This window comes from Tardiphaga sp. 215_C5_N2_1, from assembly GCF_052076055.1.
Classification (GTDB): domain Bacteria; phylum Pseudomonadota; class Alphaproteobacteria; order Rhizobiales; family Xanthobacteraceae; genus Tardiphaga; species Tardiphaga robiniae.
Map to the genome: position 1 here is coordinate 975,606 of NZ_CP197240.1, position 20,216 is coordinate 995,821.

The following is a 20,216-nucleotide window of genomic DNA, read 5'->3' on the forward strand; positions in this document are numbered from 1 at the left end:
CCCGCGCAAATTCAGGTTGCGGCCCGGTTGTTAGGTTCGCCTTAACCGGGCCGTCGCATTTTCGGGAATGGTCAAGCATACCCGCCTCAAATCGATCCTCACCGGGCTCGTGCTCTATGCACTGGCGGCGATGATGATCAGCTATTTCGGGGTCAATGCCTATACCGGCAAATATGGCCTCAACGCCCGCCAGGAGCTCGACCAGGAGATCGTCGCGCTGACCTCCGAACTGGTACAATTGAAGAAGGAACGCACCAAGGCCGAGCAGCGCGTGGCGTTGCTGCGATCTGGTGGACTCGATCCCGACATGCTCGACGAGCGCGCGCGCTACCAGCTCGACTACGCGCATCCGCGCGACCTCGTGAAGGTCATCAAGCCAAACTAAGATTCTCTCTTCGGCGGCGAGTCGTCCTCGCATGAAGCAACACAGCTTTGCATCAAAGCTATGGATTGCTCGCGCCTGCTCATCGTGACGGCAACGTGACCACGACACGCGCTTTCATTCCTCAAATTACAAAACCGATCCAATTCGATTTCGAAAGTTTCGCGCTTTCGCTGCAGTGCGAAACAACCGTGTGGCATTCCGCGCGACGCAATCCCTTTCAAGCCGCAAGCACTTGGAGTAGGAAGGGCCATTCACTCTCGCATCCGGAATTTTCATGGCCGCACCGAAGAAAAGCGTCGCTCCCGCAGGGCAGGCAACGAGCAATGGCGCAACCCCGTCATCGCCGCCAGATTTCACCCGCGATCAGGAGATGCACGCGCTTCGCGACATGCTGCTGATCCGGCGTTTCGAGGAGAAGGCTGGCCAGCTCTATGGCATGGGCGCGATCGGCGGTTTCTGCCATCTCTATATCGGTCAGGAAGCCATCGTCGTCGGCATGCAGATGGCATTGAAGGATGGCGATCAGGTCATCACCGGCTATCGCGACCACGGTCACATGCTGGCCTGTGGCATGGACGCCAAGGGCGTCATGGCCGAGCTCACGGGGCGCAAGGGCGGCTACTCCAAGGGCAAGGGTGGCTCCATGCACATGTTCAGCCGCGAGAAGAATTTCTATGGCGGCCATGGCATCGTCGGTGCGCAGGTGTCGCTCGGAACGGGTCTCGCTTTTGCCAACCGTTATCGCGGCAATGATCTCGTCAGCCTCGCTTACTTCGGCGACGGCGCGTCGAACCAGGGCCAAGTCTATGAGAGCTTTAACATGGCGGAGCTGTGGAAGCTCCCGGTGATCTACATCATCGAGAACAACCGCTACGCCATGGGTACCTCGGTGACGCGCTCCTCGGCTCAGACCGACTTCTCCAAGCGCGGCATCTCCTTCAACATTCCGGGCGAGCAGGTCGACGGCATGGACGTCCGCGCCGTGAAGGCCGCCGGTGACCGTGCGGTCGCCTGGTGCCGCGCCGGCAAGGGTCCGTTCATTCTGGAAATGCAGACCTATCGCTATCGCGGCCACTCGATGTCCGATCCGGCCAAGTACCGGACCCGCGAGGAAGTAGACAAAGTTCGCCACGATCAAGACCCGATCGAGCAGGTGCGCAACCGTCTGCTGGCCGCTGACGTGACCGAGCAGGACCTCAAGGCGATCGACGCCGAGGTGCGTGACATCGTCAACGCATCGGCGGATTTCGCGCAGCAGGACCCTGAGCCCGATGCATCCGAACTTTACACCGATGTGTACCGCTAAGCGCGCGGCTTAAAGACCGATCTGGAGTTATAATGGCCATTCAAGTTCTGATGCCCGCGCTGTCCCCGACCATGGAGAAAGGCAACCTCTCCAAATGGCTCAAGAAGGAAGGCGACACGATCAAGTCCGGCGATGTGATTGCCGAAATCGAGACAGACAAGGCGACGATGGAAGTCGAAGCGACCGATGAAGGGACGCTCGGCAAGATCCTGATCCCGGAAGGGACCAACGACGTCGCGGTCAACACGCCGATCGCGACCATCCTCGCCGATGGCGAAGACGCATCTGCCGCGGCGAGCGCACCGGCCCCCGCGAAGCAGGAGAAGGCCGCAGAATCCGCGCCGCCTGCCGCGGAAGCCAAATCCGCTCCGGCTCCGCAGGAAGAGGCTACAGCGCCAGCAGCTCCGACGGCTTTGATCCAGCCCGATCCCGAAATTCCTGAAGGCACCGAGATGGTGACCATGACCATCCGCGAAGCGCTGCGCGACGCGATGGCCGAGGAAATGCGCAGGGATGAAGACGTCTTCATCATGGGCGAGGAAGTCGCCGAATATCAGGGCGCCTACAAGGTGACCCAGAACCTGCTGCAGGAATTCGGCGCACGCCGTGTCATCGATACGCCGATCACCGAGCACGGCTTCGCCGGTGTCGGCGTCGGCGCGGCGATGTCCGGCCTGAAGCCGATCGTCGAATTCATGACCTTCAACTTCGCCATGCAGGCGATCGACCAGATCATCAACTCCGCTGCCAAGACGCTCTACATGTCCGGCGGCCAGATGACCTGTCAGATCGTGTTTCGCGGCCCGAACGGCGCTGCGGCGCGCGTCGGCGCCCAGCACAGCCAGGACTATTCGGCCTGGTACTCGCAGATCCCGGGCCTCAAGGTTGTCGCGCCCTATAGCGCCGCCGACTACAAGGGCCTGCTCAAATCCGCGATCCGAGATCCGAACCCCGTGATCTTCCTCGAAAACGAAATGCTCTACGGGCATTCCGGCGAGGTGCCGAAGCTCGACGACTACATCGTGCCGATCGGCAAGGCCAAGGTCGCCCGTGCCGGCAAGGATGTGACGCTGATCTCGTGGTCGAACGGCATGACCTATGCGCTGAAGGCCGCCGAAGAACTCGCCAAGGAAGGCATCCAGGCGGAGGTCATCGACCTGCGCACGCTGCGTCCGCTCGACACCGACACCATCATCGAGTCCGTGAAGAAAACCTCGCGCGCCGTGACGGTGGAAGAAGGCTGGCAACAGTCGGGTGTGGGCGCCGAAATCGCCGCACGGATCATGGAGCACGCGTTCGACTATCTCGATGCGCCGGTGGCCCGCGTGTCGGGGAAGGACGTGCCGATGCCTTACGCCGCCAATCTTGAAAAGCTCGCGCTGCCGTCGGTGGCTGACGTCGTGGCTGCGGCCAAAGCCGTTTGCTATCGGTGAACCATGCCAGGTCCGAAGGAACAGCCACTGCCGCCAGATGTCATGGACCGCGAGGACGCCACCGAGGTGTTGCGCGCATTCGTGCTGGATGGCGGGCTGTCCATCGCCTTCATGCGTGCCTTCGAGGAGCCCGACATGTGGGGGCTCCTGCTGGTCGACATCGCGCGCCATGCCGCACGCGCCTATGCGCGTGAGGCCAATTATTCCGAGGACGAGGCGCTGAACCGCATCGTCGAAATGTTCGAAGCTGAAATCGCGCGTCCGACTGACATGGGCAACACCACGCCGCGGTCGCAACAAGGTCACTGACAATGCCAATCAACATTCTGATGCCTGCGCTGTCGCCCACCATGGAAAAGGGCAACCTTGCCAAGTGGCTCAAGAAAGAGGGCGACAAGGTCAAGTCCGGCGACGTGATCGCGGAGATCGAGACCGACAAGGCGACGATGGAAGTCGAAGCCGTCGACGAAGGCACCATCGCCAAGATCCTGGTGGCGGAAGGTACGCAGGATGTTGCTGTGAACGCGGTGATCGCGGTGCTCGCCGCCGACGGCGAGGACGTAAAGGCTGCAGGTTCGGGGGCAGGGGCCGACAAGCCGAAGCCTGCACCCGCTGCCGCGGCTCCCGCACCCAAGCCTGCCGCCGCTGCACCTGCGCCGGCTGCTGCTTCGGCAGCGAAAGCACCGGCTCCGGCCGCCGCGCCGGCTCCGCAGCCGACCGCGGCACAAAGCAATGGCGCGCGCGTGTTCTCGTCGCCGCTGGCGCGTCGTCTCGCCAAGGACGCCGGCATCGAACTCGGTCGTATCAACGGATCGGGTCCGCATGGTCGCGTTGTGGCCGCAGACGTCGAGAAGGCGAAGTCTGGTGGCGGCCTGAAGGCATCAGCCGCGGCTGCCGGCGCTCCCGCAGGTGCAACTGGAGCGATCGGTGCGCCTGCAATGTCCGATCAACAGATTCTCGGGCTGTACGAGCAGGGTGGTTACGAGAGCGTGCCGCATGACTCGATGCGCCGCACGATTGCGCAGCGTCTCACCGCTGCGACCAACTCGATGCCGACCTTCTATCTCACCGTCGATTGCGATCTCGGCAAGCTCTCCGCCGCGCGCGAGGAGATCAACGCTGCCGCCGGCAAGGACAAGGACGGCAAGCCGCTCTACAAGCTCTCGGTCAACGATTTCGTCATCAAGGCGATGGCCATCGCGCTGCAGAAGATTCCGGAAGCGAACGTGTCGTGGACGGAAGCAGCGATGCTCCGTCATAAGCATTCCGACATCGGCGTCGCAGTGGCCCTGCCGTTTGGCCTGATCACGCCGATCATCCGCCAGGCCGAGATCAAGTCGATTTCGGCAATCTCCAACGAGATGAAGGAATTGGCCGCGCGCGCCAAGGCCAAGAAGCTCAAGCCCAACGAATACCAGGGCGGTGCGTCATCGGTGTCCAATCTCGGCATGTTCGGCATCAAGGACTTCACGGCGGTGATCAATCCGCCGCAGTCGTCGATCCTCGCGGTTGGCACGGGCGAGGAACGGGCCGTCGTGCGCAATGGCCAGATCGTCGCTGCAACCATCATGAGCGTGACACTTTCCTGCGATCACCGCGCCATCGATGGCGCGCTCGGCGCCGAACTGATCACGGCATTCAAGAAGCTGATCGAAAATCCCGTGATGATGGTGGTGTAAGGCTCAGGTTCGGTGGCTCATGAAAGTCAAAACATCATGGCCCTGGATCTCGCTATTGACCGCCGCCGTCGCTGCGCTGAATCCGGTTGGATATGGGATCATCGACAACGCGTTTCATTCAGGTGAACAACTGGCGCGCAGCCTGGGACAGTTTTTGGTCTATTGCGCGCTGGGCATCCTTGCGGCGCTGGGATTGATCGAATTCGGCATCCGAAAATTTCTGATTTCAAGACAGCGCCGATTGGCGAGTGGAGTGACCCATGGCTGATACATCCTTCGACGTCGTCGTCATCGGCTCCGGTCCCGGCGGCTATGTGACGGCCATTCGGGCCGCGCAGCTCGGCTTCAAGACAGCGATCGTCGAGAAGGCCTATCTCGGCGGCATCTGCAATAACTGGGGCTGTATCCCGACCAAGGCGCTGCTGCGCTCGGCGGAAATCTATCACTACATGCAGCATGCCAAGGATTATGGCCTGTCGGCGGACAACGTGACGTTCGACATCAAGGCCGTGATCGCGCGCTCGCGCGGCGTCGTGAAGCGCCTCAGCGGCGGCGTCGAATATCTGATGAACAAGAACAAGATCTCGATCATCTGGGGTGAAGCGACCCTGGATGCGCCGGGCAAGTTCACTGTCAAGAAGACGGAAGCCACAGCGCCCAAGGGCGCGCTCGGGGCAGGTAGTTACACCGCCAAGCATATCATCGTCGCCACCGGCGCCCGGCCGCGCGTGCTGCCGGGCCTCGAGCCCGACAACAAGCTGGTCTGGACCTATTTCGAGGCGATGAACCCGGACAAGATGCCGAAGTCGCTGCTGGTGGTTGGCTCTGGCGCCATCGGCATCGAATTCGCGTCGTTCTACAAGACCATGGGCGCCGACGTGACTGTGGTCGAGGTGCTGCCACAGATCCTGCCGGTGGAAGACGCTGAGATCGCCGGTTTCGCCCGCAAGCAGTTCGAGAAGCAGGGCATCAAGATCATGTCCGGCGCGAAGGTGACCAAGCTCGACAAGAAGTCGGATTCGGTCACCGTGACCATCGAGGACGGCAAGGGGGCTACCCAGCAACTCATCGTCGATCGCGTCATCTCGGCGGTCGGCGTGGTCGGCAATATCGAAGGCTTTGGCCTCGAGAAGCTCGGCGTGAAGACCGAGCGCGGCTGCATCGTGATCGACAAATACGGCAAGACCAACGTGCCCGGCGTCTATGCCATCGGCGACGTCGCCGGCCCGCCGATGCTGGCCCACAAGGCAGAGCATGAGGGCGTGATCTGCGTCGAGGCGATCAAGGGGATGAACCCGCATGCAATGGACAAGTCGCTGATCCCGGGCTGCACCTATTGCCATCCGCAGGTGGCCTCGGTCGGTCTCACCGAAGCCAAGGCCAAGGAAGCCGGCAGGGACATCCGCGTCGGCCGCTTCCCCTTCGTCGCCAATGGCAAGGCGATCGCCCAGGGCGAGGACCAGGGCATGGTGAAGGTGATCTTCGACAAGAAGACTGGCCAGCTGCTCGGCGCCCATATGGTCGGCGCTGAGGTCGTCGAGATGATCCAGGGCTTTGTGGTCGCTATGAATCTGGAGACCACGGAAGAGGAACTCTTCCACACCATCTTCCCGCATCCGACCATCTCGGAGACGATGAAGGAAGCCGTGCTCGACGCCTATGGGCGCGTGCTGAATACGTAGTCGGAAGCATTTCCGATCGATAATTTTGATCGCCGCATCGTGAAGTTGCGGCGGGCTTACGTTCCGGTCTCCCGACGTTATCTGCCGCCAAGGTCAGACGCGAATGCGTCCAAGGCGCAAAGTGCTGTCATTTCCGAGTGACGCTTAATTCAGGGAGCTTTTCATGAAAACAACGATCACCACTGCCGCGGCTTCGGCCCTCATTGCTCTGATAATGTCCGGTGCCGCCACTGCGTCAGAGCGGCGCTCTGCACACCGGTATGCTCAACCGCAGGCCGTCACAACCTATGGCGCCTCACGCGATGCCTTCGCCTATTACCCGGGCTGGGGCCGTGATCCCGTGCTCATCCGCGGTGTTTATCCCGGGCTGGTCTACGGTGGTGCCACCTCCGCGCCCGCCGGACGTTGAGATCGGCAACGAATGGAAAGGTCGGCCTTGCGCCGACTTTCCGGTAACGGGGCAGCGATTTTAGCCTCGCTCAAAAGGGTTGCCGGTGCGCCACAAATGTTGCTTGGTTGCCACAGTCCCCCAAGATTTAACCCTGTCGTGCTGTGGGTATTGTAACCGCCGCTATTTGGCCACACGCCTTCGTGAAATCATTTCTCACCAGCCAGAAGGCTGGAGCGCTTTGTTGATCGGCGGGATGTCAGTGGGATTGTCCCGGATCGCCGAAGCGGCCTGAGAAACCAGGTTCGCGATGGACGCCAAGACGAACATCAAGTCGCGTTTGCCTAGCCGTCTTATGACGGAGGGCCGGGAGCAGGCGTCGCGTGGCGCGCTCCCGTCCGCGATGAGTCTGGCTATGTCACAAGGCGAACAGCCCGTTGCCGGCCAAGTGCTGCGCGCGGAAGAATCTCGTGCTGTCGAAATCTTCAAAAAGACACCATATGGCACCGATTTGAAGCGGGTGAGCCGTTATGTCGCCAAAGACATATTGGAAGTTGCCGACATACTGTTGCTGAAGACGACATTGCTCGATCACAGCCGGTCGCAGGGAGCGTGCCTCACTGCGACGGGGCAGATGATCGCGGAGAAAATGAAGCCCGTGACGCGGAATTCCCATCAGGACGTCATTCGTTCTGCCGACAAGCTGATCGCCGTTATTGGTGACCTTGTTGGATCGAAGGGGACTCTGGCTCCTGACACCTTCGAATCGATGGGCGGTAGCACCATCGGGTGCGAAACCGGTGAGGGCTGCCTTAACGTAAAATTGACCGACAAAGAATTGGCCGCGCACCCGACCAAACGGAAGCGTCGCGCGACTAACCATATGTCAGGGACGCTGTGGACATATGCCCCGCAGGTTGGATCGGCCATTGGTTGCGCCGTGACCCAAACCGGCCGGGCCCACGAGAAATACTGTTATGCGGATAGTTGAGCGTACCATTTTTGTAGCGTTTGCTTTGGGTGCCGCGTCAGTGGCCGCGCCGGCCTTTGCCTTTGATGGTGCGCCCGTTGGCAGCAGCGACGCGGCCCTGCCGGTTGTAACGACCATTCCCGGTGCTGCGCCGGTCTTGAAGAAGGCTGCCAAGCCCGACACCTCACTGACCGCACTCCAATATGCCGCTGAAGGCGGTCATCCGATTGCCCAGTGGAAGCTCGGCCGGATGTATGCCGATGGCAACGGTGTGGCACAGGACGACCTGCGTGCCTTCGAATATTTCAGCCGTATCGCCAATGCCCATGCCGAGGACTCGCCGTCCGCGCCGCAGGCCACCATCGTCGCCAACGCCTTCGTGGCGCTCGGTCGCTATTACCTCGACGGCATTCCGAATTCGAAGATCAAGGCCGACACCGAACGCGCGCGCGAGATGTTCTCCTACGCTGCGTCCTATTTCGGCAATGCCGACGCGCAATACGATCTGGCCCGGCTGTACCTGAAGGGCATCGGTACCCCGCGCGACACCAAATACGGTGCCCGCTGGCTGGGCCTTGCTGCGCAGAAGGGCCAGCACCAGGCGCAGGCGTTGCTCGGCCAGATGCTGTTCAACGGTGAATCGCTGCCACGGCAGATGGCGCGCGGCCTGATGTGGCTGACGCTGGCCCGGGACAATGCCGGCCCGGACGACACCTGGATCCGCGACAGCTACAACAAGGCCATCGCCAAGGCCTCCGAAGACGACCGTGCGATGGCGCTGCAGATGCTTGAACACTGGGTGTCCGGCAAACGGGACTGAGGTTGTCCCGGACTAAGCGACCGTTTCCGAGCGCGATTACCTCACACTCGACTGTCGTCACCCGGCTTGACCGGGTGACCCAGTAATCGCCAGCCTTCATTATTATCAACGAGTGCTCGCGTCAGGCGCCGCCTCGGAACATTGCCCCGGGCGTTTGCTGGATCGCCCGGTCAAGCCGGGCGATGACGGTTTGTGTTTGGGGAGCGCTTGGCGACGGGCCTTTACGCCGCCTCCAGATCCAGGTCGACCCACACCGGCACGTGATCGCTCGGCTTCTCCCAGGCGCGCACATACTTGTCGATGCCGACATCGATGAGCTTGTCGCTGGCCTGTGGTGACAGCAGCAGATGATCGATGCGGATGCCCCAGTTCTTCTGCCAGGCGCCGGCCTGATAGTCCCAGAACGTGTACTGGCCGGGCTCATCGGTGACGGCGCGCAGGGCGTCGGTCATGCCCAAGCCGAGCAGGGTCTGGAAGCTCGCGCGGGTCTCCGGCTTGAACAGCGCGTCGTTGATCCAGGCCGCCGGATTATAGGCGTCTGCTGCCGCCGGGATGACGTTGAAGTCGCCGGCGAGAATCAACGGCTCCTCGGTCTTCAGCCGTAGTCGGGTGAACTCCTGTAGCCGGGACATCCATTTCAGCTTGTAGGGATACTTCTCGGTGTCGACTGGATTGCCGTTCGGCAGATACAGGCAGGCCACCCGGACCACCCCGGATTTCAGCGACACCACGCCTTCGATGAAGCGGGCATGAAGATCCTCGTCGTCGCCCGCCAGCCGGGGCGTGGCTTCCTCCAGCGGATATTTCGAGAGCAGGGCGACGCCGTTGAACGTCTTCTGGCCGTGGGTGACGACATTGTAGCCGAGCGCCTCGATGGGCTCGCGCGGAAACGCCTCATCGAGGCATTTGATCTCCTGCAGGCAGACGATGTCCGGGGAACAGTCGCGCAGCCACGTCACCAGATGGTCCAGCCGCTGGCGGACAGAATTCACATTCCAGGTGGCAATTCTCATCTGATGGGATTCCGGTAACAACAATGGCAAAAATACGTCAACGTGGCATACCATCATCCCCGCCAACATGATAAGCTTTAAGCCTAAAGCGCACAGACGCTGTCTTTAAAGCTGCCATGGGCGGGAAACGGGGGCGACCCGATCTTCTGTACCAGGTGACATGGACCATATGAAGAAACGCACATCGATCGCTCTACTCGTTCTCGTCGGCGCTGCCGCGGTTGCGGCCTACACGACGCGCTCCTCGTGGACCGGTGGCAACACTAATGCACAGGCCCCGCAGCGCGCACGGATCGTTGCGGTCGAGATTGCCAAGGCGGAACGCAAACCGGTTCCGGTCGATGTCGATTCGATCGGTACAGTAACGCCGATTTCGAGTGTCGCGCTCAAGTCGCGGGTGGAAACCACCATCACCTCGGTGCATTTTGAAGACGGCGCCAAGGTCAAGGAAGGCGATCTGCTGTTCACCCTCGATTCGCGGCAGATTGATGCCCAGATCGAGCAGGCCGAAGGCACGCTGGCCCGCGATCAGGCCCAACTGGCCGGTGCGGAACGCGACGTGCGGCGCTTTACCGATCTGATCGGGAAGGGCGCGACCACCCAGGTGAGCGTCGATAATGCCAAGACCCAATCCGACATCCTGGCCGGAACCATCCGGGCCGATCAGTCGGCGCTCGATAATCTCAAGGTCCAGAAGAGCTACACCATCATTCGCGCGCCGTTCTCCGGCCGGATCAGTGCAGCCAATGTGAAGGTCGGCAATTTCGTGCGCCCGGCCGATACGGCGCCGCTCGCCACCATTAATCAGATGGCTCCGGTCTATGTCTCCTTCGCCATTCCGCAGCGTGTGCTTGGCGATCTGCGCGAAGCGATGGCGGCGGGATCGACCTCGGTCATTGCGACCATCCCGAACAGCGGCCGTTCTGAAACCGGCAAGGTGGCGATGGTGGAAAACACTGTGGATTCCACCACCGGCATGGTCACTGTGCGCGGCATCATGAGCAATCCGAACGAAACCCTGTGGCCGGGCATTCTGGTACAGACCAAGTTGATCGTGCGCACCGAGGACGGCGTAGTTGTGCCCACCGTGGCCGTGCAGCGCAGCCAGACCGGGAACTTCGTCTTCATGGTGAAGGACGGCGTCGCCCGTGTTCAGCCTGTCGAAGTCGATCGGACCTTCCAGGGGATTTCGGTGATCTCGTCGGGTTTAAAAGGGGATGAGGACGTCGTCGTCGACGGCCAGCTCTTGCTGACACAAGGCACACGGGTCGAAGCCCGGGCTCGCAAGGCCGGGGCATAAAACATGACCCTCTCGGAGCTCTGCATCCGTCGCCCTGTGATGACCACGCTCATCACGGCGACGATCATCGCGTTTGGCATTTTCGGTTTCCGGCTGCTGCCGGTGTCGGCGCTTCCGAAAGTGGACTTTCCTACCATCGCGGTGACGGCGACCCTGCCAGGCGCCAGCGCCGACACGATGGCGGCCTCGGTCGCCGGCATCATCGAGCGTCAGCTCTCGACCATCGCTGGTATCTCTTCGATGTCGTCGAGCTCGTCGCAGGGAACGACCCAGATCATCATTCAGTTCGATCTCAACCGCAATATCGATGCGGCGGCGCTGGACGTGCAGACTGCGCTGACGATCGCACAGCGCCGGTTGCCGATCGAAATGACGATCCCGCCGAGTTTCCGCAAGGTGAACCCCGGCGATTTCCCGGTGCTGTTCATTGCGCTGAGTTCATCGACGCTGCCGCTCTCGGCCGTCAATGAATTTGGCGATATCACCATCGGGCAGGCGCTGTCGCAGATTCCCGGCGTGGCGCAGGTGCTGATCTATGGCACGCAGAAATTCGCCATTCGCGTCCAGGCCGATCCTGAAGCTGCGGCGGCTCGTGGATTGTCGCTTGAAGATATCCGTACGGCGGTGTCACGCGCGAACTCCTCGACGCCGGTCGGAACTCTGAACGGACCGAAGCAGGATATCTCGCTGCAGGCATCCGGACAGATGTCCAAGGCCGCCGACTACGGCCAGGTCGTTGTTGCCTGGCGCAACGGCTCGCCGGTCAAGCTGAACGAAGTCGCCAAGATCTATGACGCCGTCGAAAACGACAAGGTCGCGACATGGTTGAATGGTGAGCGCGCCATCGTGCTGGCGATCCAGAAGCAACCCGACGCCAACACGGTCGCTGTGGTCGACGGCGTCCGCGCCAAGTTGCCGTCGCTGCGCGCGCAATTGCCGCCATCGGTCGAAGTCAATATGATGATGGACCGCTCGATCTCGGTCCGCGAAGCCGTCGCCGACGTCGAGGAGACATTGCTGATCGCCGTTGTGCTGGTGATCTTCGTGATCTTCCTGTTCCTGCGCTCAGCCTCCGCGACCTTGATCCCCGCACTGGCGGTGCCGATCTCGATCTTCGGCACATGCGCCGCGATGTACATGCTGGACTACTCCATCAACAACATGACGCTGCTGGCGTTGACACTGTCCGTCGGCTTCGTTGTCGACGACGCCATCGTCATGCTGGAGAATATCGTCCGGCACATCGAACTCGGCATGAAGCCGTTCGATGCGGCCCTGAAGGGCGCGCGCGAAATCGGTTTCACCATCGTCTCGATCACCTTCTCGCTGATCGCGGTGTTCATTCCCGTGCTGCTGATGGGCGGCATTGTCGGCCGCGTGTTCCGTGAATTCGCGGTGACGATCGCGGTGGCGATCATCGTCTCCGGTTTCGTGTCGCTGACGCTGACGCCTATGCTCTGCGCGCGCGTGCTCAAGGCGCACAATCCCGAGCACAAGGAAAATTTCATCCTGCGCGGTTTCGAGCGCATATTTGCGGCCTGGCTGCGCGGTTACGAATGGGCGCTCGATCGCGTACTGGCACACAAGGGCATCATGCTGGTGGTGACACTCGCGACCCTCGGCGGCACCGTCTATCTCTACAACATCGTACCAAAGGGCTTCTTCCCGCAGGAGGATACCGGGTTCCTGACCGGTACGACCGAAGCCGCAACCGATACGTCCTTCGAAGCGATGAGTGCGCGGCAGCAGGCGCTTGCTGATCTGCTGAAATCCGATCCTGCCGTCGAATACATCAACAGCACCGTGGGCTCCGGCGGTCCGAATGCGACGGCGAATTACGGTCGTCTGTTCGTTGCGCTGAAACCGCGCCAGGATCGTGATCCCGCGCAGGTGGTGATGACGCGGCTGCGCCAGAAGTCGTTGGCCGTTCCTGGCTTGCAGGCCTTCTTCCAGAGCATCCAGAATCTGAACATCGGCGGCCGACCGTCGAAGAGCCAGTATCAATACGTGCTTCAGGGCAGCGACACCGACACGCTGTATCGCGTATCGCCGGAGATGCGCGACCGCATCGCCAAGGTGCCGGGCCTGCTCGACGTGACCACCGACCTATACATCAAGAACCCGCAAATGACGGTCGATATCGACCGCGAAAAGGCGGCGGTCTACGGCGTCACCGTCGATCAGGTTCGTAACCAGCTCTATAATGCGTTCGGCTCGCGTCAGGTCGGCACCATCTATATGCCGACCAACGACTATCAGATCATTCTGGAAGCACAGCCGCAGTTCCGGATCGATCCGAGCGATCTCTCCAAGCTCTATATGAAGACATCGAACAACCAGACCATTCCGCTGAGTGCGGTCGCGCGTCTGGTACCGACGGTTGGGCCGCTGCAGATCAACCATCAGGGTCAGCAGCCGGCTGTGACGATCTCGTTCAATCTGGTGCCCGGCTATTCGCTGGGTTATGCGGTCGACCAGATCACGCAAATCGAGGCGGATTCCAAACTGCCGGTGACCATCGCCACGGGCTTCTCTGGCACGGCGCAGGTGTTCCAGGATTCGTTGCGCGGGCAGGGCGTACTGATCCTCGCCGCCGTGTTCGCGGCCTTCGTGATCCTCGGCATCCTCTATGAGAGCTTCATCCATCCGATCACGATCATCTCCGGCCTCCCGTCGGCGGGCATCGGCGCGATCCTGACCTTGATGCTGTTCAAGATGGAGATGTCGGTCATCGCCATGATCGGCATCGTCATGCTGGTCGGCATCGTCAAGAAGAACGCCATCATGATGGTCGACTTCGCACTCGAGCGTCGTCGCGTCGGCCTCTCGGCCGAACATGCGATCCGCGAAGCCGCGCTGCTGCGTTTCCGCCCGATCATGATGACCACTTTCGCGGCCATCTTCGGCACGCTGCCGATCGCGCTCGGTGCCGGTGCCGGCGCCGAATTGCGTCAGCCACTTGGCGTAGCGGTGGTCGGCGGTCTGTGTGTCTCGCAATTGCTGACGCTGTTCATCACGCCGGTCATCTACATCTATCTCGACCGCATCGACCGCAAGCTGAAGCGCAAGCTGCAGCCGCAGCTCGAGGAAGAAGACCACGACGATCGTCCGCGCGTCGTGGCTGCGGAATAGGGTGTCTTCGATGCCGGTGAGAACACTCACTGCGGCCGCTTTGCTGGCCGCTTTCGTTGTCGCGCCGGTCCGTGCCGACGATCGGATCGAAATCTTCGACGCCCATATGCATTACAACTGGGAGCCGAAGCCGTATTACCAGCCCGACGAAGTGCTGGAGGTTTTCAGGAAGAACCGCGTCACCGGGATTCTCGCCACCAGCCGCCCGAACACCGGCACCCATGTGCTGATGGACGGTAAGGCCAGTGGCAAGGCAGGCGATCTGCAGGTCGTGCCGTTCATCCGGCCGTATCGCGTGCGCGCCGATATCGGCAGCTGGTTCAACGATCCCGTAATCTTCGATCTCGTGCAGGAGGAGTTCAAGCGCGGCTACTATCGCGGTGTCGGCGAATTCCATCTGACCGGCAAGGCGGCCGATACCGAGATGGTCAAGAAGACCGTCGACTTTGCCGTCGCCAACAATCTCTATTTGCACGCCCATGCCGACGACGAAGCGGTCGAGATTCTGATGCGGCACAATCCGCGTGCGCAGATTATCTGGGCACATACCGGCTTCAGCCTCGCGCCGGACCGTGTCGCAGCGATGCTGATAAAATACCCGAAACTGTGGGGTGAATTGTCTTACCGCAGCGGCATCGTGGACGGATCAGGCAAACTGACGCCGCAATGGCGCGTGCTGTTCGAGCGCTACCCCGATCGCTTCCTGCTGGGCTCCGACACCTGGGTGCCGGAACGCTGGGCGAGCTATGGCGACATTATGGATGGCTATCGCGCATGGCTGGCGCAACTGCCGCCGGCGGTCGCTAAACAGATCGCGCACGGCAATGCGCGGGCGCTGTTCGCCGAGAAATAGACCGATCTAAAAGAGCCGAATAGAGGTCAGATCGAGAAGCTGGTCCCGCAGCCGCAGGACGCCGTCGCGTTCGGATTGACGACGCGGAACGAGGCGCCGATCAGGTCATCGACGAAGTCGAGTTCGGAGCCGGCCAGGAACGGTGCTGAGGAGGGGTCGACCAGCACCACGGCGCTGTCACGTTCGATCAGGATGTCGTCGTCCGCCTTAGCGCGCTCGACGTCGAACTTGTACTGGAAGCCGGAGCAGCCGCCGCCTTCGACCGACACGCGGAGCATGGCGCCGGTGCCTTCGGTCTTGAGGATCTCGCCGATCCGGCGCGCAGCACGCGCGCTGACGGTGAGCGGGGCCTCGGTGACTGCAGTGTCGGTCATATCTGGCTCTCCGGGCAAGATTCGAACCATTTGAATCTGCCGCTCCCCATAGTTAAGTGCGGCAGGCTCAGGAATCAATTGGATCAAGGATAAACACGCCGTGTCGGTCGGAATGGCTGCTCCCCGCGCACCCTATGCCTGCGACCCCGATCGCAGCCGCGGACGGCTGTTTTCCGAGGCTCCGAGCCGGACCCGCAGCGCGTTTCGCCGGGATTGCGACCGGGTCATCCATTCGACCGCGTTTCGGCGCCTCAAGCACAAGACCCAGGTCTTTGTGTTCCACGAGGGCGATCATTACCGCACCCGTCTCACCCACACGTTGGAAGTGGCGCAGATCGCCCGCGCCGTGGCCCGGCAACTGGGCCTCGACGAGGACCTGACCGAGACCTTGGCGCTGGCCCATGACATCGGCCATCCACCGTTCGGCCATGCCGGCGAGCGGGCGCTGGACGCCTGTCTCGAGGCCCATGGCGGCTTCGATCACAACGCCCAGACCCTGCGCCTCGTCACGTCGCTGGAGCATCGGTATCCCGAGTTCGATGGCCTCAATCTGACCTGGGAAACCCTCGAAGGCATCGTTAAGCACAACGGGCCGCTAACGGACGCGTTAGGCGCCCCTGTGGGACGTTATGCCACCCATGGCGTGCCGTTCGGGATCACCGAATATGACCGCACCTTTGATCTGGAGCTGTCGAGCTTCGCTTCGCTGGAAGCTCAGGTTGCGGCGATTGCAGATGATATCGCCTATGACGCTCACGACATCGACGATGGATTGCGCGCCGGGCTGTTCACCGTCGATGACCTCAAGGCGATGCCGCTCACGCAAGACATGATCGCCAAGATCGACACGCGCTATCCCGGTCTCGACGAGAGCCGGCGCGGTGCCGAACTGGTGCGCGAGCTGATTTCCTATCTGATCGGTGCGGTCGTCGGTGAGACTGAGCAACGGCTAGGCGCGGTGTTGCCGCAATCCGCTGAGGACATTCGCCGCTGCGGGCGCAAGCTTGTCGCGTTTCGTGCCGACGCGGCAGAAGCCGAGGCCGGGATCAAGGCCTTCCTCTGGCAGCACATGTATCGCCATGAGCGTGTCATGCGGGTGATGGTCGAGGCGGAATGTCTGGTTACCGACCTGTTCGCACGCTATCAGCGCGCGCCCGAGGATCTGCCGCCTGAATGGCTGCCCCCTGAAGGCGCTGAGCCGGAATCGGAGGGCGAACAGGCGCGCCGGATCGGCAATTTCATTGCCGGGATGACCGATCGTTTTGCCATCACCGAGCATATCCGGCTCTTTGACTCGACCCCCGAATTGCGTTAGGCGATCCCCGTAAGTGCCTTTTGGGGCTGCGAAATCTGCGATTTTCAGAAGTCTGTATCTGTTTGAAATCAAACAAGTGCAGCGGAACGCATACGAAACCGCTATCCATCCTTGATGCAATCCAGCCGGCAACAGTCCCGGCGCAAGTTCCGGTTCCTGTACGATCATGGCCACATCCACTCCGACCCCGCATCTGTTCGCCAACGTGCTCGCGCGTGTTCATGCGATCTGCAACGCTCTCGTCAGTGAAGGCGTGCTGCCCGCAGGCATCGATCTGTCGCGCGTCGTCGTCGAGCCGACCAAGGATGCATCCCATGGCGACATGGCGAGCAATGCCGCGATGGTGCTGGCGAAAGAGGCGAAAGCCAAGCCGCGTGATCTGGCTGACGCTATCGCTGCGAAGCTGCGCGATGACGATCTGGTGACGTCGGTGGATGTCGCCGGACCCGGCTTCATCAATCTCACGCTGAAGTCGTCGGCCTGGGCCGATGCGCTGCGCGCGGTGCTGCGCGACGGTGCCTCGTATGGCCGGAGTGCCGTCGGAGCCGGTGAGAAGGTCAATGTCGAATACGTGTCGGCCAATCCGACGGGACCGATGCATGTTGGCCATTGCCGCGGCGCCGTATTCGGCGATGCGCTGGCGAGTCTGCTCGATTGCGCCGGTTATGACGTTACCCGCGAATACTACATCAACGACGCCGGTGCGCAGGTCGACGTACTCGCGCGCTCCGCGCATTTGCGTTACCGCGAGGCGCTCGGCGAAGCCATCGGCGATATTCCGGAAGGCTTGTATCCCGGCGACTATCTGGTGCCGGTGGGGCAGGCGCTCGTGGCTGAGTACGGCGCTGCGCTGAACCAGATGCCCGAGGACAAGTGGCTGCCGATCACGCGCGCCAAGGCCATTTCCATGATGATGGAGATGATCAAGGGCGATCTCGCCGCACTGAACATCTCCCACGAAGTGTTCTTCTCCGAGCGTTCGCTGATCGATGGCGGTACCGACATGGTCGGCGCAACGATCGAATTCCTGCGCGGCAAGGGTGACGTCTATATCGGCCGGCTGCCGCCGCCGAAGGGGAAACCGATCGACGACTACGAAGACCGCGAGCAGACCCTGTTCCGCGCCACCGCCTATGGTGACGACGTCGATCGCCCGCTTCTGAAGTCGGACGGCGGCTACACGTATTTTGCGTCCGATATCGCCTATCACAAGACCAAGTTCGACCGCGGCTTCCTCAACATGGTCGACGTCTGGGGCGCCGATCACGGCGGCTACATCAAGCGTGTGCAGGCGGCGATCAAGGCGGTAACGGCAGGGAAGGCCGAACTCGACGTCAAGATCGTGCAGCTTGTGAAGCTGTTGCGCAATGGCGAGCCGGTGAAGATGTCGAAGCGCTCCGGCGATTTCGTCACCCTGCGCGAAGTGGTCGACGAGGTCGGCTCCGACGCCGTGCGCTTCATGATGCTGTTCCGGAAGAACGACGCGGTGCTGGATTTTGACCTCGCCAAGGTGATCGAGCAGTCCAAGGACAATCCGGTTTTCTATGTCCAGTACGGGCATGCCCGCGGCCATTCGATCTTCCGCAATGCGCGGGAGATGCTGGCCGACCTGCCTCTGGAAACCGAGGCGCGCATTGCCTATCTAAAAGACGCGGTGATGGAGCGGCTCGACGATATCGCCGAGCTGGGCCTGATGCGGCAGTTAGCATTGTACCCACGGATGATAGAATCTGCGGCCACGGCGCACGAGCCGCACCGCATCGCTTTCTATCTGTATGATCTCGCCAGCGAATTTCATGCGCTCTGGACGCGCGGACGCGATATGCCTCATTTACGCTTCATTATCACTAATGATGCAGAACTTACTAAAGCGCGATTGGCACTCGTCCAGAGCGTCGTCTCAGTCTTGGCTTCGGGCCTCGCCGTTCTCGGCGTCACCGCACCGGACGAGATGCGGTAGACAGGGGACGGCCGCTCACATGGGGATCTGTGGGTGGTTCTTGATAGCAGCTGTTTCGTTTGAAAAGCGGGTTGGCGGCTTTCCCGAAGGGGATGCGACATCACAATGGCTAATCGATACCAGAACCGACCTTTCCCAGCGGATGACGATTACGGCCGCGACGCTCAATCGCGGACGAAGGGCGAGGGCGATCCGCTCGCCGAACTCGCGCGGCTGATCGGGCAAACCGACCCGTTCGCGAGCAACAGCCGCCCGGCGCCCGCGCCGCGCCAGGCTGAACCGGCCTATCAGGACGAGCCGGAATATGAGGAAGAACCCGCGCAGCCCGGCCCGCCGCCGTGGATGCAGCGCGCGGCAGCCCATGAGCCGCAGCAGCAGGAGTTCGAGAATCTTCATCCGGTGCAGCGTTACGGCGCTCAGCATCAGGAGCCGCAGCATCTGCAGCCGGAGGCCGATTATCATCAGGCGCCGGCATTTGCCGCGCATACGGATCATCAGGCGCAGGACTATCAGGGCCAGTACGACCAGCCTCATGCGCCGCATGACCCCAATCGTTACGACGATGCGTTGTATGGCCACGCCGATGGTGCAAACGCCCAGCATCCGCACGACGATCAGTATCAGGACGATCCCTACGCCTATCAGGACGGCTATGCCGAGCAGGAAGAGGCGCCGAAGCGCCGCGGTGGCATGGCGACCGTCGCCATCGTGCTGGCGCTGGCCGTAGTGGGTACCGGTGCTGCCTTCGCCTATCGTACATTTATGGGATCGGCGCGCACCGGCGAACCGCCGGTGATCAAGGCCGAGCCCGGTCCGAACAAGATCGTCCCGCCGTCGGCGACAGCCGCGGCCGACGGCAAGCCGATCCAGGATCGTCTCGGCGGCACAGCCCCCGAGCGGCTGGTGTCGCGCGAAGAGCAGCCCGTCAACGTGCAGGACGCCACCAAGGCGGGTCCGCGCGTGGTATTCCCGCCGCTGAACCAGAACGCCAACCCGCCATCGACAGCCAGCGTCTCGCCATCCAACAAGCCGATGGTGGGCAATGGCGCGATGCAGGGCGATGAGCCTCGCAAGATCCGTACTTTTGCCGTCAAGGGTGACCAGTCCGACGCCGGGGCCACACCGGCCGCGCGTCAGGCGCCGGCCCGCATCGCCGCTCCGGCCGCGGTTCCTGCAGCCGCGCCCGCTGCGGCACCGCGCGCGACCAATGCCAATGCCAACGCATCGGCCAATGCCCCGATGTCGCTGTCGCCGCAGGCCACGCCTCCGGCTGCAGCCGCTCCTCCGGCGCCCTCACGTATGGCTTCGACCAACCCGACCCAGCAGGCGGCCCCAGTCGCCTCCAGCGGCGGCTATGTGGTCCAGGTATCGTCCCAGCGGTCAGAGGGCGATGCGCAGGCGTCGTTCCGTGCCCTGCAGACCAAGTTCCCCTCGGTGCTGGGATCGCGTGCGCCGTTGATCAAGAAGGCCGACCTTGGCGACAAGGGGACCTATTATCGGGCCATGGTCGGACCGTTCGGCTCGCAGGAAGAAGCCTCGCAGGTCTGCGGGAACCTGAAATCTGCCGGCGGACAGTGCGTCGTCCAAAGGAATTAACGGCCGTTTC

At 61.8% G+C, this 20,216-nt stretch carries 18 protein-coding genes; 16 read left to right on the forward strand and 2 right to left on the reverse strand.

The window, feature by feature from the left end; all coding sequences use genetic code 11:
• The first annotated feature begins 67 nt into the window (after nucleotides 1-67).
• From AB7828_RS04525 to AB7828_RS04570, 10 genes are all read left to right on the forward strand, one after another.
• A complete protein-coding gene (locus tag AB7828_RS04525; RefSeq protein ID WP_068730817.1) occupies nucleotides 68-385 on the forward strand; it encodes an FtsB family cell division protein in 318 nt (105 codons plus the stop codon).
• A gap of 274 nt (nucleotides 386-659) precedes the next feature.
• The gene (pdhA, locus tag AB7828_RS04530) at nucleotides 660-1,691 is read left to right on the forward strand and encodes a pyruvate dehydrogenase (acetyl-transferring) E1 component subunit alpha (RefSeq protein ID WP_068730816.1); all 1,032 of its coding nucleotides are present in this window, start codon (nucleotides 660-662) and stop codon (nucleotides 1,689-1,691) included.
• 32 nt (nucleotides 1,692-1,723) lie between these two features.
• Nucleotides 1,724-3,124: a pyruvate dehydrogenase complex E1 component subunit beta gene (locus tag AB7828_RS04535; RefSeq protein ID WP_441229501.1), complete on the forward strand. Its 1,401-nt coding sequence runs from the start codon at nucleotides 1,724-1,726 to the stop codon at nucleotides 3,122-3,124.
• Nucleotides 3,125-3,127: 3 nt separating this feature from the next.
• On the forward strand, nucleotides 3,128-3,433 hold the full coding sequence (locus tag AB7828_RS04540; protein WP_175367054.1) for a DUF5076 domain-containing protein: 306 nt from the start codon (nucleotides 3,128-3,130) through the stop codon (nucleotides 3,431-3,433).
• 2 nt (nucleotides 3,434-3,435) lie between these two features.
• Nucleotides 3,436-4,803, forward strand: a complete 1,368-nt coding sequence (locus AB7828_RS04545) for a pyruvate dehydrogenase complex dihydrolipoamide acetyltransferase (RefSeq protein WP_439061511.1) — start codon at nucleotides 3,436-3,438, stop codon at nucleotides 4,801-4,803.
• A gap of 55 nt (nucleotides 4,804-4,858) precedes the next feature.
• On the forward strand, nucleotides 4,859-5,071 hold the full coding sequence (locus tag AB7828_RS04550) for a hypothetical protein (RefSeq protein WP_441229502.1): 213 nt from the start codon (nucleotides 4,859-4,861) through the stop codon (nucleotides 5,069-5,071).
• Nucleotides 5,064-6,485, forward strand: a complete 1,422-nt coding sequence (gene lpdA / locus AB7828_RS04555; protein ID WP_441229503.1) for a dihydrolipoyl dehydrogenase — start codon at nucleotides 5,064-5,066, stop codon at nucleotides 6,483-6,485. Before AB7828_RS04550 ends, lpdA begins: the two co-directional genes overlap by 8 nt.
• A gap of 163 nt (nucleotides 6,486-6,648) precedes the next feature.
• Nucleotides 6,649-6,894: a hypothetical protein gene (locus AB7828_RS04560; RefSeq protein WP_175367050.1), complete on the forward strand. Its 246-nt coding sequence runs from the start codon at nucleotides 6,649-6,651 to the stop codon at nucleotides 6,892-6,894.
• Nucleotides 6,895-7,183: 289 nt separating this feature from the next.
• The gene (locus AB7828_RS04565; protein ID WP_441229504.1) at nucleotides 7,184-7,864 is read left to right on the forward strand and encodes a hypothetical protein; all 681 of its coding nucleotides are present in this window, start codon (nucleotides 7,184-7,186) and stop codon (nucleotides 7,862-7,864) included.
• On the forward strand, nucleotides 7,851-8,663 hold the full coding sequence (locus AB7828_RS04570) for a tetratricopeptide repeat protein (RefSeq protein ID WP_441229505.1): 813 nt from the start codon (nucleotides 7,851-7,853) through the stop codon (nucleotides 8,661-8,663). Before AB7828_RS04565 ends, AB7828_RS04570 begins: the two co-directional genes overlap by 14 nt.
• A 221-nt stretch (nucleotides 8,664-8,884) precedes the next feature.
• On the opposite strand, the gene xth is transcribed toward AB7828_RS04570, so the two are convergent.
• On the reverse strand, nucleotides 8,885-9,676 hold the full coding sequence (gene xth, locus AB7828_RS04575) for an exodeoxyribonuclease III (RefSeq protein ID WP_120289926.1): 792 nt from the start codon (nucleotides 9,674-9,676) through the stop codon (nucleotides 8,885-8,887).
• A gap of 169 nt (nucleotides 9,677-9,845) precedes the next feature.
• Here xth and AB7828_RS04580 point away from each other — a divergent pair, with 169 nt between their 5' ends.
• From AB7828_RS04580 to AB7828_RS04590, 3 genes are read left to right on the forward strand one after another with little or no spacing between them, the layout of a single operon-like run.
• On the forward strand, nucleotides 9,846-10,976 hold the full coding sequence (locus AB7828_RS04580) for an efflux RND transporter periplasmic adaptor subunit (RefSeq protein WP_089264722.1): 1,131 nt from the start codon (nucleotides 9,846-9,848) through the stop codon (nucleotides 10,974-10,976).
• Between the two features lie 3 nt (nucleotides 10,977-10,979).
• Nucleotides 10,980-14,108, forward strand: coding sequence for an efflux RND transporter permease subunit (locus AB7828_RS04585; protein WP_231080773.1), 3,129 nt, complete (start codon nucleotides 10,980-10,982; stop codon nucleotides 14,106-14,108).
• 10 nt (nucleotides 14,109-14,118) lie between these two features.
• The gene (locus AB7828_RS04590; RefSeq protein WP_439077066.1) at nucleotides 14,119-14,961 is read left to right on the forward strand and encodes an amidohydrolase family protein; all 843 of its coding nucleotides are present in this window, start codon (nucleotides 14,119-14,121) and stop codon (nucleotides 14,959-14,961) included.
• 26 nt (nucleotides 14,962-14,987) lie between these two features.
• On the opposite strand, the gene erpA is transcribed toward AB7828_RS04590, so the two are convergent.
• Nucleotides 14,988-15,335 carry an iron-sulfur cluster insertion protein ErpA gene (gene erpA / locus AB7828_RS04595; RefSeq protein ID WP_092142522.1) on the reverse strand — a complete coding sequence of 116 codons (348 nt, stop codon included), beginning with the start codon at nucleotides 15,333-15,335 and terminating at the stop codon, nucleotides 14,988-14,990.
• Between the two features lie 100 nt (nucleotides 15,336-15,435).
• Between erpA and AB7828_RS04600 the strand changes: the two genes are divergently transcribed.
• The 3 genes from AB7828_RS04600 (at nucleotide 15,436) to AB7828_RS04610 (ending at nucleotide 20,206) form a co-directional block, all read left to right on the forward strand.
• Complete coding sequence (locus AB7828_RS04600) at nucleotides 15,436-16,650, forward strand: deoxyguanosinetriphosphate triphosphohydrolase (protein WP_441229506.1); 1,215 nt, start codon at nucleotides 15,436-15,438, stop codon at nucleotides 16,648-16,650.
• Between the two features lie 166 nt (nucleotides 16,651-16,816).
• Nucleotides 16,817-18,610: an arginine--tRNA ligase gene (gene argS, locus AB7828_RS04605; protein WP_441229507.1), complete on the forward strand. Its 1,794-nt coding sequence runs from the start codon at nucleotides 16,817-16,819 to the stop codon at nucleotides 18,608-18,610.
• A gap of 105 nt (nucleotides 18,611-18,715) precedes the next feature.
• Nucleotides 18,716-20,206 (forward strand): SPOR domain-containing protein, encoded by a 1,491-nt coding sequence (locus tag AB7828_RS04610; RefSeq protein WP_441229508.1) that lies wholly within the window; start codon nucleotides 18,716-18,718, stop codon nucleotides 20,204-20,206.
• Nucleotides 20,207-20,216 lie beyond the last annotated feature (10 nt).